9 protein-coding genes are annotated in these 14640 nt (G+C 62.8%); 4 read left to right on the top strand and 5 right to left on the bottom strand.

What is annotated here, in order from left to right:
- Window position 1 precedes the first annotated feature (1 nt).
- A complete protein-coding gene (locus ACI3L3_RS12365; protein WP_404845437.1) occupies window positions 2–532 on the bottom strand; it encodes a hypothetical protein in 531 nt (176 codons plus the stop codon).
- A 175-nt stretch (window positions 533–707) separates the two neighbouring features.
- Here ACI3L3_RS12365 and ACI3L3_RS12360 point away from each other — a divergent pair, with 175 nt between their 5' ends.
- A complete protein-coding gene (locus ACI3L3_RS12360) occupies window positions 708–1703 on the top strand; it encodes a glycosyltransferase (RefSeq protein WP_404845436.1) in 996 nt (331 codons plus the stop codon).
- Between the two features lie 80 nt (window positions 1704–1783).
- Entirely contained in the window at window positions 1784–2293 is a 510-nt protein-coding gene (locus ACI3L3_RS12355; RefSeq protein ID WP_404845435.1) for a peptidylprolyl isomerase, read from the top strand.
- Between the two features lie 119 nt (window positions 2294–2412).
- Here ACI3L3_RS12355 and ACI3L3_RS12350 read toward each other — a convergent pair whose 3' ends face one another.
- The 3 genes from ACI3L3_RS12350 to ACI3L3_RS12340 form a co-directional block, all read right to left on the bottom strand.
- A complete protein-coding gene (locus tag ACI3L3_RS12350; protein ID WP_404845434.1) occupies window positions 2413–3579 on the bottom strand; it encodes an NAD(P)/FAD-dependent oxidoreductase in 1167 nt (388 codons plus the stop codon).
- A 67-nt stretch (window positions 3580–3646) separates the two neighbouring features.
- Window positions 3647–4606: a phosphotransferase enzyme family protein gene (locus ACI3L3_RS12345; RefSeq protein ID WP_404845433.1), complete on the bottom strand. Its 960-nt coding sequence runs from the start codon at window positions 4604–4606 to the stop codon at window positions 3647–3649.
- A gap of 366 nt (window positions 4607–4972) precedes the next feature.
- Window positions 4973–5851: an NmrA family NAD(P)-binding protein gene (locus ACI3L3_RS12340; protein WP_404845432.1), complete on the bottom strand. Its 879-nt coding sequence runs from the start codon at window positions 5849–5851 to the stop codon at window positions 4973–4975.
- 248 nt (window positions 5852–6099) lie between these two features.
- On the opposite strand from ACI3L3_RS12340, the gene ACI3L3_RS12335 reads away from it, so the two are divergent.
- Entirely contained in the window at window positions 6100–6804 is a 705-nt protein-coding gene (locus tag ACI3L3_RS12335) for a DUF3047 domain-containing protein (RefSeq protein ID WP_404845431.1), read from the top strand.
- Between the two features lie 433 nt (window positions 6805–7237).
- Here ACI3L3_RS12335 and typA read toward each other — a convergent pair whose 3' ends face one another.
- The gene (typA, locus tag ACI3L3_RS12330; RefSeq protein WP_404845430.1) at window positions 7238–9079 is read right to left on the bottom strand and encodes a translational GTPase TypA; all 1842 of its coding nucleotides are present in this window, start codon (window positions 9077–9079) and stop codon (window positions 7238–7240) included.
- 347 nt (window positions 9080–9426) lie between these two features.
- Between typA and ACI3L3_RS12325 the strand changes: the two genes are divergently transcribed.
- A complete protein-coding gene (locus ACI3L3_RS12325; RefSeq protein WP_404845429.1) occupies window positions 9427–14622 on the top strand; it encodes a response regulator in 5196 nt (1731 codons plus the stop codon).
- The last annotated feature ends 18 nt before the right edge of the window (window positions 14623–14640 follow it).

Genomic DNA, 14640 nt, shown 5'->3' with positions numbered 1-14640 from the left:
GCTAGGCGTTCCCCCGCAGTGTGGAGTTGGGGCAGGTGTCGCTCTGCATGCAGATTTCACAGCCGCCACGGTACGGCATGGGCGTGTACACGGCGTACTGGCGGTTCAGGGAGCCAATCTGCTCGTTCCACTCCAGCCCGCTGGTCTCGAAGAAGTCCAGCACTTCGGACATGGGACGCGGAAGCGGCGTACAGCTTTCAAGAAGCTCGGGAACAAGGCTCTGGGCGCTGCACATCACCAGCGTGATGGCAAGATTGTGGAAGAACATCCCGTTTTCCGGGGACTCCTGCCACGCCTTCTCCACGGCGTCCTCGACGCTCTCGTTCAGGTAGATGAAGAGAAAGCCGTCGTCATTCTTGGCCATGGACGGCACGAGCTTAAAGGCCGCCATGCGGTCCTTCCAGTCGTTCCATGCGGTTTCAAGCTGCTCCAGCAGTTCCTGGCTCAGGCGGGTTTCTCCGCAGACCTCAAGAAAATACATCACATCGAATTCCGGCTTGGGCTGAACCGGCGTCACTTTCAGTTCACTCATGTCAGACTCCTTCGAGCTATGGTACTCGGGCCGCCATGTGACGCCCGCCCGGTGTGTGTATACTCTTTACGCCGTGTTCTCAACCCACGCCGATAGCCCCAACCCGCCGGGGTTTTGTCCGAAATGGGGCCGAAACTTGACGCAGGGCAGTCTGGCGGCGCATTGTACGGAGATAATGCACACCTCCACCATCGCCTGGATGGGCAATCCTTTTTTTAGTGCGGCGCTCTCCCGCCTTGGCTACGCCGTGGTGCGCGTGCCCATGCCGCAGGGACGCCTGCTCACCTTTGACGAAGTCTGCGCGGCATGCGGCGGCGTTCCAGACGCCGCCGTCTACGGCGACATAAGCCAAAGCCCGCCCCTCGACAGCGTGGAGAACTGGCCCTGCCTGACGGCCTTTCACTGTGTGGACGCGCACATCCACAGTTGGTACCCGGCCTACGCCCAGTGCTTTGACCTGTGCTCCGTGGCCCTGCGCGACGTCATCCCCGCCTTTCTGGAGGGCGCTTTCACCCCACAGCAAGTGCTGTGGCTACCCAACTTCGCCTTTGACGACATCCAGCCCCGCGCGGCGCATAAGGAGTGGGACGTCGCCTTCATCGGCACGGTCAGCGCGCGCACAACGCCCCGCCGCAAACGCTTTCTGGACCGCCTTGCCATGCATATTCCGGGACTTGTGGCCCAGCGCGGCGACTTCCGCGCGCTGTACCCCAAGGCGAAGCTGGTACTCAATTACTGCGAGGGCGGCGACCTGAACTTCCGCGTCTTTGAGGCCCTTGCCACAGGCAGTTGCCTGCTCACCCCACGCATCGGCCACGGGCAGGACGACCTGTTCACCGACGGCGAGCACCTGCTTCTTTATGACATGGGCGACGTCCGCGGCCTTGTGGAACGCATCAACGACGCCCTTGCGGACAAGCAGCGGCGCGAGGCCATCGGCGCACGCGGCCTGCACGCCGTCAACGCCGCCCACCGCGCGAGCCACCGGGCGCAAGCCTTTGCGTCGTGGCTCTTCTCCTTTCCCGCACAAACGCTGGTGGCCGAACGGCGGCTCTACGCCCCGGCCCTGAAAAACATGCTCAAACTTCTGTACCTGCATTTCGCCGAAACCACCCAGCCGTCAAGGCTTCGTGAGGAGTATCTCAGGATGGGGACTCACCGCGGGGGATGACCTCCACGCCGTTTTCCACTATAGGCCTTGGCTCGGACCCCGCAGTCCGGCAACGACACATTCCCAAGGAGAATCCACATATGTCCAATCCCAAAGTGCGCATTGAGACGCCCCATGGCGATATCATCATCGAACTGTTCGAGGACAAGGCCCCCGAAACCGTAAAGAACTTCCTGACCTACGTGGATGAGGAATTCTACAACGGCACCATCTTCCACCGCGTTATCCCCAACTTTATGGTGCAGGGCGGCGGTCTGGACATGATGATGCGCGAAAAGCCCACCCACGACCCCATTCAGAACGAAGCAAACAACGGCGTCGCCAACGTGCGCGGCACCGTGGCCATGGCCCGCACCATGGACCCGCACAGCGCCACGGCGCAGTTCTTTGTGAACCTTGTGGACAACGGCTTTTTGAACCACCGCAATGAAACCCCCGACGGTTGGGGCTACTGCGCGTTTGGTCAGGTTGTGGAAGGCATGGAGGCCGTTGACGCCATTGCCAAGGTCCGCACCAAGAACTACGGCTACCATCAGGACGTGCCGGTGGACCCCATCACCATCATCAGCACCAGCCGCGTGGAAGACTAGCCGCGTCGACCGGGCCCGCGCCCGCCAGCCGCACTTTTCGCCCAAAGGGCACAACAAAGGGCGGGATGCTTCACAGCATCCCGCCCTTTGCCATTTGCGCCGCGCGTCCGTGCAGGCTGTTAAACGGCCTCGCCAGCCGCAAAGCCGCTGGCCCACGCCCAGTGCAGGTTGTACCCGCCAAGCCAGCCCGTCACGTCCACAACCTCGCCCGTAAAGTACAGGCCCGGAACGCTGCGCGCCGCCATGGTCTTGGACGACAGCGCCGCCGTGTCCACGCCGCCCGCCGTTACCTCGGCCTTGTCCCACCCCTCGGCGCGCGAGGGCTGCACCGTCCACGCGTGCACGGCCTCGGCAAGGCGGTCCATGGCCTTGCGGCGCAGGTCCGACACCTGCGTGTCGCCGTCAGGGCCTGCAACGCGCCGCGCCAGACGTTCAGGAAAGTGCGCGCCCAAGACGTTGCGCAGCAAGGTCTTGCCCCGCTCGTGGCGCGCCTGCTCAACGGTGTCCACAATATTCTGCCCCGGCAACAGATCAATGCTCAGGGCCTCGCCTTTGCGCCAGTAGCTGGAAATCTGCAGTATGGCGGGGCCGGACAGCCCCTTGTGGGTGAACAAGACGTCATCGGCAAAGCTCGCGTCCCCGCACGTCACCCGCGCGGGCAGGGCCACGCCGGAGAGGTCGCTGTAGCGCCAGCTAGGCACCACCAGCGGCGTCAGGGCCGGACGCGGCGGCACCACACGCAGGCCAAACTGCTTCGCCACCTCATAGCCAAAGGTCGTTGCGCCAACGCCGGGCCACGAGCGCCCGCCCGTCGCCACCACAACGGCGGGGGCGCGCATGTCGCCTTGGTCCGTGCGCACCAGAAAGCCGTCGCCATCGCGCTCCACCGCCTGCACGTCCGTGCCAAGGCGAACCGACGCCCCGGCCTCACCGGCAAGGCGCTCCAGCACGCCCGCAACAGCCGCGCCGCCCTGCTCGCAAAACAGTTGCCCCTCGGCCTTTTCCTCATACCCAAGGCCATTCTCGGCCAGCAGGCTCAGGATGTCGTAGGGCGAAAAGCGCGCAAGGGCGGACTTGCAAAAGTGCGGGTTCTCGCCAAGGTAGTGCCGCGCCTGGCAGTCGAGGTTGGTAAAATTACAGCGGCCACCACCGGCAATGCGCACCTTGCGGGCGGCCTTGCCGCCCTTGTCGAGCACGGCAACCCGCCGCCCGCGCCGTCCGGCGCGAATGGCGCACATCAGCCCCGAGGCTCCTGCTCCTACAATAAGAGCGTCAACATCCTGCATATCCAGTCACTTCCTTCCGCGCGGTATTGCGGCGCGGCGCGCATATATATCGTGTTGGTTCCCGCGCCTAAGCCGGGTCCGCAATGCCCCAGCCGCGCTGTATCTGCGGCGCATAGGTGGTGAGGATGCGCATATATTCCAGCTCCATCTCCAGCATCTCCTCGTCGCGCCGCCGCAGCCACTCGGACAGCCACGCCATGCGCAGGCCAAGGACAAGGGGATGCAGCCAGCGCTCGTTGTCCGCCCGCAGAACGCCCTCTTCGCGCAGGCCCGCCACAAACGCGGGGACCAAACCGCGAACAAGGTAGTCCGGGTGCTCGCTGCCCACGCAGCCAATGCAGTTGGCCGCATCGTACAGGTCGGGTTTGATGCCCGTAAACTCCCAGTCGATGACGGCGCGCACACCCTGCCCCGCCCAAATGACATTGAGGGGATGGTAGTCGCCGTGGCACAGCGCAGTGGGCGCGCCGGCGAATTCCGGCCCCATAACGGCCATCTCCGCCACCACCGGTTCCACGGCCTCCGCCACATCCGGGCGCAGACGCCGCGCAGTGTGCAGAATATCCTGAATATACTCCGGCAGGCAAAACGGCGAGGCCTCGCGGGGCGGCGTCACCTGCTGCCCGGCGCGGCGAAGACGCCCCAGAAAGGCCGCCAAGGCCTGCCCGCGCTCCGCGTCGTGGATATAGTCCGGACGCGGCAGGGCGTCGCCGGGGACAAAGGGCGCAAGCTGCCAATGCTCCCCGCCGTGGGCGCAGGTAAAGCCCTCGCCGCACGGCAGGTAGGCCACAGCGCCATCGCAGCCGCTGCGGGTCAAGGCGCTGAGGAGTTCTCCAACGGACTCGCGCCAGACGTGCTGGCCCGGGCTGAGGCGCTCCAGCACCCACAGTCTGCCGTCATCGCCCTCGACAACGCTACGCCAGCCACAGCGCTCCGGGCTGCCAGCCAAAGGAATATCGCGCCGGGTACGGCGGTACGCCACCCCAAAGCGCGAGAGAAGGTCGCGGTATATGTCATTTCCATGCATTGGCGTCTCCACGTCGTTCGGTCTTTTCCCTGCGGGACGGGGCAAGGGAACGCACAGCGCGCCTGCCCATCCCCCGCGGGGAGCGGTACACTGCCACGACTCGCGCAGGCACTCAACACCAATCTTTGCCGCCGCGCAGCAGGACAAAACTGCGGCGCAGGGCGCGCGCACGGGACCAAAGGAGCGCCCGCCGCCCGTGGCACAGAGCCTCACGCGGAACCGCCGTTTTCTCTGCCTTGCGTCAGGGCCTTGGGTCAGAATAAAACGGCAGGGCAAAGCGACCCCATCAGACAAAAACACCCGCGCCGCCACAGGGTGGCGGTGCGGGCACAGCATGCGAAAACGTCAGACGCGGGGCCGCGTGGGTCAGGCGTAGGCAGGTTCCCACGCCTGGCGGTACGCATTGGCAAAGGTTCTGAAATCCGTGGGCTGGCGCTGTAGTATGGCCGCAAGGTCCGGCGTCACCTGCGTGGCCGCGCCGCTGCGGATAGCGGCGTTGAGGCCGTGTTGCAGGTCAATGGTCCAGTGCGCCATGCCCGCGCGGACCATGGCATACTCCGCCGTTGCGTCGTCCACCGGAACATAGGCGATGCGCCGTCCCACGATTTCCGACAGGATGACCGCTATCTCCACATTATCCAGCGCATACGGGCCGGTGAACATAAAGCTGCGGCCAAGGGAACCCTCGGGCGTGGCGAGGATGCGGCACAGCCCCTCGGCCACGTCGCGGGCATCCACCAGCGCGGTGGCGGCCATGCCCATGGGCAGGAAAATCCGCCCGGTATCACGAATCATGGGCGCATAATGCGTGGCGTAGTCCTGCATCAACGGCGCACTGCGCACAAGACAGCAGGGAATGCCGCTCTCGCGCACGGCGGCGTCCAGCGCGCCGTGCAGGCGGGTCATGCCGCAACTGCCCTCTGCCTCCACGCCGCAGCCGGAGGCCCGCACAATAAACCGCACTCCAGCCCGCCGCGCCGCCGTAATGGCGCGGACCGTCCAGTTGGCAATATCCGGCACCAGCGGTGTACGCAAAAACAGCCCCTCAATGCCACACAGGGCCGACTCCAACGTCTCCGGCCGCTCAAAGTCGGCAAGGACGGCGCGGTGGCCTTGGTCCTGCATTTCGCACAGGGTCTGCCGCGTGGGCACGCCCAGCACATAGTCGGTTCCCGTCTTTCGCAGACATTCCGCGAGGGCGGTACCAAACATGCCCGTTCCGCCAAGAACGAGAATGGTCCCCATATGTTTCCCCTTTTTCAAACATCCCGATGCGAAGGCTTCCGGCGCGGCCAATCGCCGCCGCGCCACCTACAACATCTCCCTTGCGAACAAGACTACACGGATACGATGAAAAATGAAACATTCCCAATAGGTAGAAACCACCTTCATCGCGCCCTTCAAGTGTCCGCCAGCCGACACCTTGCCTGACCAACATGCCCGGACCGCAGCACCCCCTTGGACGAAACCGCCTCATGGTGCTACGTACAGATATGCGACATGTCTTTCTTCTTCTCATCCTCACCCTGTTCGTTGCCGCCGTGCCACTTTCAGCGCACGCAGACGACTGGTGGCGGGACGACTTTACGTCCCTTGACAACTGGACCCACCGGACCTTTGACAACATCGACACGCCCACGGCGTACGACATTGCGCCTGTGGACGGCGGCACGGCCCTGCGCGCCACCAGCCGCGCCGGTGCCTCCGGCATCACCACCACCGCGCCCTTTGATGTGTACGAGCATCCCACGCTGGCGTGGCGCTGGAAGGTCAACACCATCATCCCCGAGGCCGACGGCACCACCAAGGCCGGAGACGACTACCCCCTGCGCGTCTACGTGGTGTTCACCTACGACCCGGACGCCGCCACAGGCCTGACGCGCTTCAAGTACGCCCTTGCCAAGCTGGTGTCCGGCGACTATCCGCCCCACTCCACCCTCACGTATGTGTGGGCCAGCGTGACGGAGACCCCGGACTCTTTCGTCAGCCCCTATACGGACCAAGCCATGATCATTCCCTTGCGGCGCGGCCCGTCGCAGGCGGGAACATGGCAGGTGGAGCGCGTGAATATTGTGGAGGACTACCGCCGCACCTTTGGCGAAGACCCGCCCCACACCGCAGCCCTCGCCATTATGACGGACACCGACAACACCGGCGCAAGCGCCACGGCCTACGTGGACTGGATAGCCCTGCCCTAAACTGGCTGCGGCGCCCCGCTGCGCCCCATCAATACATCAAGGCCGACGCGTATCCCTTACGCGTCGGCCTTGATTCTTCTCCGCCCTGCCTCGCGCCGCCAACCGGCAAGCACGCCAGCGCCCGAAGCGGCCCCTCACGCTCCTGCCGCCCGGCCAACGCGGACTCTGGGCCTCTCCACCTCAACAAGGCACAACACAGCACGACAGACAACGACAGCACCCCGGTGGGCATGTGTCCACCGGGGTGCTGCATTGTGCCATCGCGCCCGCCAAGGCAGGCAAAGGCAAAAAAGAGGCGGGCCCCCGTCTTTTGACGTGGCCCGCCCATGAAATCAACGCCCAGAGTGCGCCGTCACGGGAACGAGGGGTCCGGCTCGAAAACCGGGCTCGCCTCCGTTCCGAAGCACTCTGGCAAGGGTTACTTGATAAATTTTTAGGCTTTCTTCTTGCGGCCCGCGATCTGATAACGCTTCTGCGAGTTAAGTTCAACCTTGCGCAGGCGGATGGCTTCCGGCGTAATCTCGACGAGTTCGTCCTCACGGATGAAGTGCAGGGCGCGCTCCAGCGTCATGGGCAGCACGTTGGTCAACACAACGGATTCATCCTTGCCGGATGCGCGCATGTTGGTGAGCTTCTTGCCCTTGGTGGGGTTCACGTCGATATCGTTTTCGCGGTTGTGCTCGCCAACGATCATGCCCTCGTAGACGGCGTCGCCCGGATTGATGAACAGGCTGCCGCGGGGCTCAAGGTTGAACAGGGCGTAGGCCACGGCCTTGCCCGCACGGTCGGAGACGATGGAGCCGGAGTAGCGCGTGGGGAACTCGCCGCGGTGGTCGCCATAGCCCTCAAGGTAGGAGTTCATGATGCCGGTACCCTTGGTATCGGTCAGGAACTCGTCGCGGTAGCCGATGAGGCCACGGGAGGGGATAGAGAATTCCATACGCACGCGTCCGGTGCCGTTGTTGACCATATTGGTCATGCGGCCCTTACGCATGGCGAGCTTCTCGGTGATGACACCCATGGAGGCTTCGTCGCAGTCCACGTACAGATGCTCGATAGGTTCCAGCAGCTTGCCGCTTTCGTCGCGCTTGTAGATAACCTCGGGACGGCCCACGTTCAGCTCAAAGCCTTCGCGGCGCATGGTCTCGATGATGATGGCCATCTGGAACTCGCCACGGCCCTTCACGAGGAAGGCGTCGCGGTCGTCGGTCTCTTCCACGCGGATAGCCACGTTGGAGAGGGCTTCGCGGGTCAGACGCTCCTTAATCTTGCTGGAGGTCACCTGCGAGCCTTCCTGACCGGCCAGCGGCGAGGTATTGATGCCAAAGCGCATGCTAACGGTAGGTTCGTCCACGGTGATGCGGGGCAGCGCCTGCGGGTTGTCCACCGTGCAGATGGTGTCGCCGATTGTCACGTCCTCAATGCCGGACAGCACGATGATGTCACCGGGCTGGGCGCTGTCGGTATCCACAACCTTCAGACCGCCGTAGGTCTGCAGGCGGGACACACGCAGGGACTTCTTGGAGTCGTTTTCTCCAAGGCAAACCAGCTGCTCGTTGCTGTGGGCGGTGCCGTTGGTTACGCGGCCAATGGCAAGACGGCCCAGATAGTCGGAGTAGCTGAGGTCGGACACCAGCATCTGGAAGGGTGCGTCGGGGTCGTAGCTGGGCGCGGGGACTTCCTCCACCACGGCATCCAGCAGGATGTGCAGGTTGGAAGCCTCGTCCTCAAGGTTCTTCTTGGCGATGCCGTCGCGGCCGATGGCGTAGTACAGCGGAAATTCCAGCTGGTCGTCATCTGCGCCAAGGTCGATGAGCAGGTCGTAGACCTCGTTCAGCACTTCGTCGGGACGGGCGTCTGCACGGTCAATCTTGTTGACCACAACCAGCAGCTTCAGGCCGGCGTTCAGCGCCTTTTCCAGCACGAAGCGGGTCTGCGGCAGCGGGCCTTCGGAGGCGTCCACCAACAGGATAACGCCGTCGCACATGGACAAAGAGCGTTCAACCTCGCCACCAAAGTCGGCGTGACCGGGGGTGTCGATGATGTTGATCTTCCTGTCACGCCAGTGGATGGAACAGTTCTTCGCGGCGATGGTAATACCGCGCTCACGCTCCAGATCCATGGAGTCCATGACACGATCATCAACGTCTTGCCCCTCGCGGAACACTCCGCTCTGCTTAAACATCTGGTCAACCAGCGTCGTTTTGCCGTGGTCAACGTGAGCAATGATGGCGATATTGCGCAACGATTCGTTGCGCGCGGTTTTCTTGGGCATCTCTTTGTCCTAGTTCGGGAAAAATACTGCTTTTGGATGGGAGACCGTGCCGATGGCAATGGCCTTGCGCTATTGCGCGGAACGGGGGTTTGTAGCAAAACGGATTTGCGTTGGCAATGATTAATTTTAACATCGGCCACCGCCCCGCACTCTCGCCCTGAGGTCGGCGCAGACCCTACGCCTTTCTTTTCCCGCCAGCAAGCGTTGATCCATCTCCCTTTTCGCGGCGCTGTAGCCCGCCCTTTTCCGCAAGACTCTTGCCCCATCCACACGTCTTCATGTAACACTATATAGTGCGGCACATGGGCTTTATGCATCGCGTCACCACCCACAAACGCAGGCGAATTATGAAAACGACCCGCGTGATATACGCCTTGGCAGTTTTGCTTTTCAGCGTCATTCTCCTGCCGCTGCCAAGCCATGCGGGCAAATCCCAGCCCCTTGTCATCGCCATCGACAGCGATTCGCCGCCTCTGGCCTACATTGGAGCCAGCGGCAAAGCGTCGGGTTTTTTTGTCGATCTTTGGAAACTGTGGGGCACCAAAATGCAGCGCGAGGTGCGTTTTCTGCCCGCGTCCCCTGCCGCCGCCGTGGACGCCATCCAAAGCGGCAGGGCCGACCTGCACGGCGCCCTGCCAGCGGAGCCGAACATCTGGCCGGACTTCGACTACGCCCCGTCAGTCTACAGCATTGGCTACCGCCTCTACACAGCCAAAACCCACGGACCGGACGCCCATGTGGACGACCTTGCCCAGCACAGCGTCGGCGTGCGCACCGCGTCCGCCGCGCAGCGACGCCTTAAGGAACTCCTCCCCGGCGTCCCCCTTGTGTCCTACTCATCGCAGGAAGCCATGATTCTGGCCGCATACGAAGGACGCCTTGGCGCGTTCTGCGGCCCCAGCATTATCATTGAAGAACTCTTGTCCAACCTTGGGCTGACCAGCGATTTTACGGCCTTTCCATCCACCAGCTTTCGCCTGACGCTGCATCCGGCCATTCCGTCCCGGACTCCCGAACTCTCCGCCCTTGTGCGCAAGGGCTTTATGAACATCAGCTCCGCCGAGCTTAGTGAGCTGGAGCAGCGCTGGGTGACCTCGCCCGCCGCCCGCAACTACGTCCACCGTGGCGACCAACTGGGCCTGACCGAATTCGAAAAAAAATGGCTGGGCGTGCACCCCGTGGTGCGCGTGGCGGTACGAAACGACACCCCGCCCCTTGAATTTGTCGACATTGACGGCGAATTCAAGGGCATCACCAAGGACATCCTCGACATTCTCGCGCAGCGGCTCAGCATACGCTTTCAGCCCGTGCCCAGCGATGCGCCGGAGCGAAGCGTTGATCAAGGCCGCGCGGACCTGTTGACCGCACCGGACCTCGCGGCCACAGGGTCCGGCAACCTCATCCCCACACAGCCCTATCTTTCCCTGCCCATTGTCGGCGTATTGCATACGTCCACCCCCACGCCACAGAGCATCGGCGACCTTGAAGGGCACCTTGTCGCCACGGCCGGGACCCCTGCCCTGACGGATATGCTCAAGGCCGCGCATCCCAAAATCAAATTCCTTGACGTTACCTCGCCCATGGCAGGCATTGATCTTGTGGCCTCCGGAGCCGCCCATGCGTATGTCGGCAGCATTGTCGGCGTAACCCACGCCCTTGACCTGCGCCGGTCGCCCAACCTGCACATTGCCCTCAAAACGCCCTATACGCAGGACTTCCGTTTTGGCACGCGTCCGGACTGGCCGGAGCTGCGCGCCGTGCTGGGCAAGGCCATTACCACCATCTCCGCAGCAGAGCAGCGCAGCGTAGAACAGAAATGGCTTTCCGCCAGCACTCCCACATGGCGTCCGGACACCCTCAGCCTGTCCCTTGGTGGCGTAATTCTGCTCATGCTCGCCCTCAGCCTGTACTGGAACCGCAAACTCTCGCGCGAGGCAGCCCGACATGAGCAAACCGCCGATGCCCTCTCGCGCCGCGCGGCCACGGACTCGCTCATCAAGGAAGTGTCCATGCGGCTGGTGGAAAACGACTACGAAACCGCCATCATGCAGATACTGCCCATCCTTGGGCAGTTCATGCAGGCCGACCGCTCGCGCATTGTGGAGTTCAAGACCGACGGCGAAAGCCTTGCCCTACGCCACGAATGGTGCGCGCCCGACGTCGCCCCCCTCAAAAAGCATGTGGACGGCAAGCATATTTCGCTATTTCCGCTGTACCTGAAGACCCTTCAGGACGGGCGCTCGCTCCTTATCCGCGACAATACGGGCCTGAAAACCGGCCCCGAGCATCAAGCGCGGCTCGCCACGGATTTTGGAGTCCAGTCGCTGCTTTATGTGCCCATTAAGCTGAGTGGTCCCGCGCTGGGGTGTCTGTGTATTGATGCCTCCCGCAAAAACATGCCGTGGCACACCGAAGAGATTGGCATGATGGAGCTGGTGGCGGAAATCATCGCCATTGCCAAAGCCCGCAACGACGCCGAACGCGACCTGCACGAAAGCCGCGAGCGGTACAAACGCGCCACCTTTGCCGCCGCCGAAGGCCTGTGGGAAATCGACCTCGTCAGCGAGCAGGCATACATGAGCCACGACTTCTGGGAGAAGATGGGCTTTGACGAAGCCACCATGCCCCACGACCTTGGGAGCTGGCTCGCCCATATGCCAGAGGACGACCGCAAACACGTCCTGCACCACGTGAAGGGCCGCCAACCGGGAGACACCGCCATAGACGTCACCTACCGCATCAAGACCATTGGCGGCTCCATGCGGTGGATTCAGTCGCGCGGGATGATTGTGGACCTCTCCCCAAAGGGGGAACCGCTGCGCGCCACGGGCATCCACGTGGACGTCACCACCCAAAAGAAGGCCGAACGCGACCTGCGCCTTGCGCGCATATCGCTGGAAAACGCCAAGGACGGCATACTGTGGATTACCGAGGCCGGAGCCATTGTCTACTCCAACACCGCCAACGTTGCCCTGCTTGACTACAGCCGGTGGGAACTGCTGGCCCTAGCACCCAAGGATATCTGCCCGGACTTTGCCGACGAGCCGTGGTCCAGCGTCTGGGAGCGCCTGCACGAGGCTTCGCCCCAAACGTTTGAAACGCTTGTCAGGGCCAAAAGCGGCATCCTGTTCCCGGCAGAGGTGACGGCGTTTTTCATCAACTATGAGGATCAGGACGTCCTGAGCCTGACCATCCGCGACATATCGCTGCAAAAGAAGAACCAGCAGCAACTGGAGAACAGCCGCAAGCGCTACAAGTCCCTGTACCAGAGCGCATCCATCGGCATCATCCTTTTTGACGGGTCCGGCATGCTGCAAGGGGCCAATCCGCGCGCCTTGGAGCTGCTCCAGTACGAGGAAGAAGACCTTATCGGCCTGCCGCCCGGACGGATTCTGGGCACGGACGATACGCACGTCTTCAATGAGGCCATGCAAACGGTGCTGGACGGCCATACATGGACCCAGCATATGACATTCATCCGCAGGGACGGCTCCACCTTCCCGGCGGACACCAGCACCTGCCTTGCCGAGTACAACCTCGTCCAAATGATGGTCCGCGACACCACTGAGACCCATAACATGGAACGCAACCTGCGCCGCTCCAAGGACGAAGCCGACGCGGCCAACCGGGCGAAATCCGTATTTCTGTCCAACATCAGCCACGAGATACGAACCCCCATGAACGGCGTGCTGGGGCTGGCGGACCTGCTCTCGCAGACCGGACTTTCACGCCGCCAGTATGAATATGTCATGGGCATCAAGCAGTCGGGGGAAATACTGCTGTCCATCATCAACGACATTTTGGAGTTCACCAAAATAGAGGAAGGCCGCGTCCACCTCTCGGCGCGCCCCTTCAGCCTGCGCGATACCATTGTCGCGGCGCTCCAGCCTTATTCCTTCCTTGCGGAGACCAAGGGGCTGACCCTTGTCATTAATATTGCGGAAGACACCCACGACGCCCTGCTGGGCGACGCGCAGCGGCTGACGCAGGTGCTGGCCAACCTCGTCTCCAACGCCATCAAATTCACCGAGGCAGGCGAGGTGCGTGTGGACATTGCGCAGAACACGGAGCACACCCCGCCAAACGAAATTACCTTCACCGTCAGCGATACGGGCCGCGGCATCCCGCAGGAACGTCAGGCGGCGGTGTTCAAGGCCTTTGAACAAGCCGAGCAGACCGCAACCCGCAACCCAGGCGGCGTGGGCATGGGCCTGACTGTCGCCTCGCGTTTGGTGCGGCTGATGGGCGGCACGCTGTCCATGCAGACCACGCCCGGCGCAGGGAGCAGCTTCTTTTTCACCATCAGCTTCGACGCATCGCCCGTGCCCATTCCCGGCGGCATCCAAGACGCCACGGCGGCCATGCGTGGCCGGCGCTGCATCATCGTGGACGGCAACCCGACGTCCCAGCGCTTCCTGCGCGCCAGCCTTGAGCAGATGGGCCTCTTCCCCATGGTGGCCGCCACCGGCAAGGACGCCACCAAAGCCCTGGAGCAGGCCAAGGCCAAAGGGCTGAACGTGGAGGTCATCATCGTGGACGAATCGCTGCCGGACATGCCCGGCAGCGAGCTGATTTCCACCCTTAAGGCCAACGCGGACACAGCGGACATCCCCGTTGTGCTTCTACAATCACGCGAAAACGCCCACGACGAAAACGAGCGCCACCCGCAGGTGGCGGCAACGTTGCACAAGCCGCTGCTCATCAAAGCTATCCACGCGACGCTTTCCAAACTGCTGCCCGCCAAGGACGACAAGGACCACAGCACAAGGCACCTGCTGCGCACCCAAAACCCACGCCGCATTCTGCTGGCGGAGGATACGGAGATTAACCGCAACGTGGCGCTGAATATGCTGGAACAGTTTGGGCACAAAACCACCGTCGCACACGACGGCAAACGCGCCGTGGACCTCTTCTCCACCCACGAGTTCGACCTCGTCATTATGGATGTGCAGATGCCCATCATGAACGGCATGGACGCGGCGGGGCACATCCGCGCGCTGGAAAAGCAGGAAGAGCGCCCCCGCACCCCCATCATCGCCATGACCGCCCACCTCTCCCCGGACGACCGCCAGAGCATTCTTCATGCAGGCATGGACGACCTCGTGTCCAAGCCCATCCGCCCACAGGACCTCTTTTCGGCCATTGAACGCAATACCCCCGCGAAGGAACCCGCCGACTCGGAAAACGGCGACTCCGCGCCGGAACAGCCCCCCTACGCGCTGGACCGCGAACGCCTTGCCATGAGTTTTGGCAGCAATACAGCCTTCCTCAAGGAAAACATCGCCATCCTTATGGCGGAGGTGCCAAGCCGCCTTGCCATCCTGCGGCAAACCTTCGACACGGGGGACTTTGCCGCATTAGCGGAACAGGCCCACGCGTTTAAGGGGACCATCGGCTACTTTGACGAAGGGGAAGCCTTTACTGCGGCCTACGATGTGGAACAAGCCGCCATCGCGAAGGATACAGACGCCATTGAGCGCGGCCTGAAAACCCTCTCCCATAACGTTGAAGGACTCCTCTCCGCCCTGCACGCACTGCCGTAAGCGGAGCTGCGCCGGGCG

This window comes from Desulfobaculum sp. SPO524, assembly GCF_044987625.1.
GTDB lineage: Bacteria > Desulfobacterota > Desulfovibrionia > Desulfovibrionales > Desulfovibrionaceae > Desulfobaculum.
Note: the sequence above shows the minus strand (reverse complement) of the source record. Positions and strands in the feature narration are given on the sequence as shown.

Excerpts from the sequence above, each read along its gene's own strand:
- ACI3L3_RS12365 (WP_404845437.1), bottom strand. The coding sequence starts at position 532 with ATGAGTGAACTGAAAGTGACGCCGGTTCAGCCCAAGCCGGAATTCGAT.
- ACI3L3_RS12360 (WP_404845436.1), top strand. The coding sequence starts at position 708 with ATGCACACCTCCACCATCGCCTGGATGGGCAATCCTTTTTTTAGTGCG.
- ACI3L3_RS12355 (WP_404845435.1), top strand. The coding sequence starts at position 1,784 with ATGTCCAATCCCAAAGTGCGCATTGAGACGCCCCATGGCGATATCATC.
- ACI3L3_RS12350 (WP_404845434.1), bottom strand. The coding sequence starts at position 3,579 with ATGCAGGATGTTGACGCTCTTATTGTAGGAGCAGGAGCCTCGGGGCTG.
- ACI3L3_RS12345 (WP_404845433.1), bottom strand. The coding sequence starts at position 4,606 with ATGCATGGAAATGACATATACCGCGACCTTCTCTCGCGCTTTGGGGTG.
- ACI3L3_RS12340 (WP_404845432.1), bottom strand. The coding sequence starts at position 5,851 with ATGGGGACCATTCTCGTTCTTGGCGGAACGGGCATGTTTGGTACCGCC.
- ACI3L3_RS12335 (WP_404845431.1), top strand. The coding sequence starts at position 6,100 with ATGCGACATGTCTTTCTTCTTCTCATCCTCACCCTGTTCGTTGCCGCC.
- typA (WP_404845430.1), bottom strand. The coding sequence starts at position 9,079 with ATGCCCAAGAAAACCGCGCGCAACGAATCGTTGCGCAATATCGCCATC.
- ACI3L3_RS12325 (WP_404845429.1), top strand. The coding sequence starts at position 9,427 with ATGAAAACGACCCGCGTGATATACGCCTTGGCAGTTTTGCTTTTCAGC.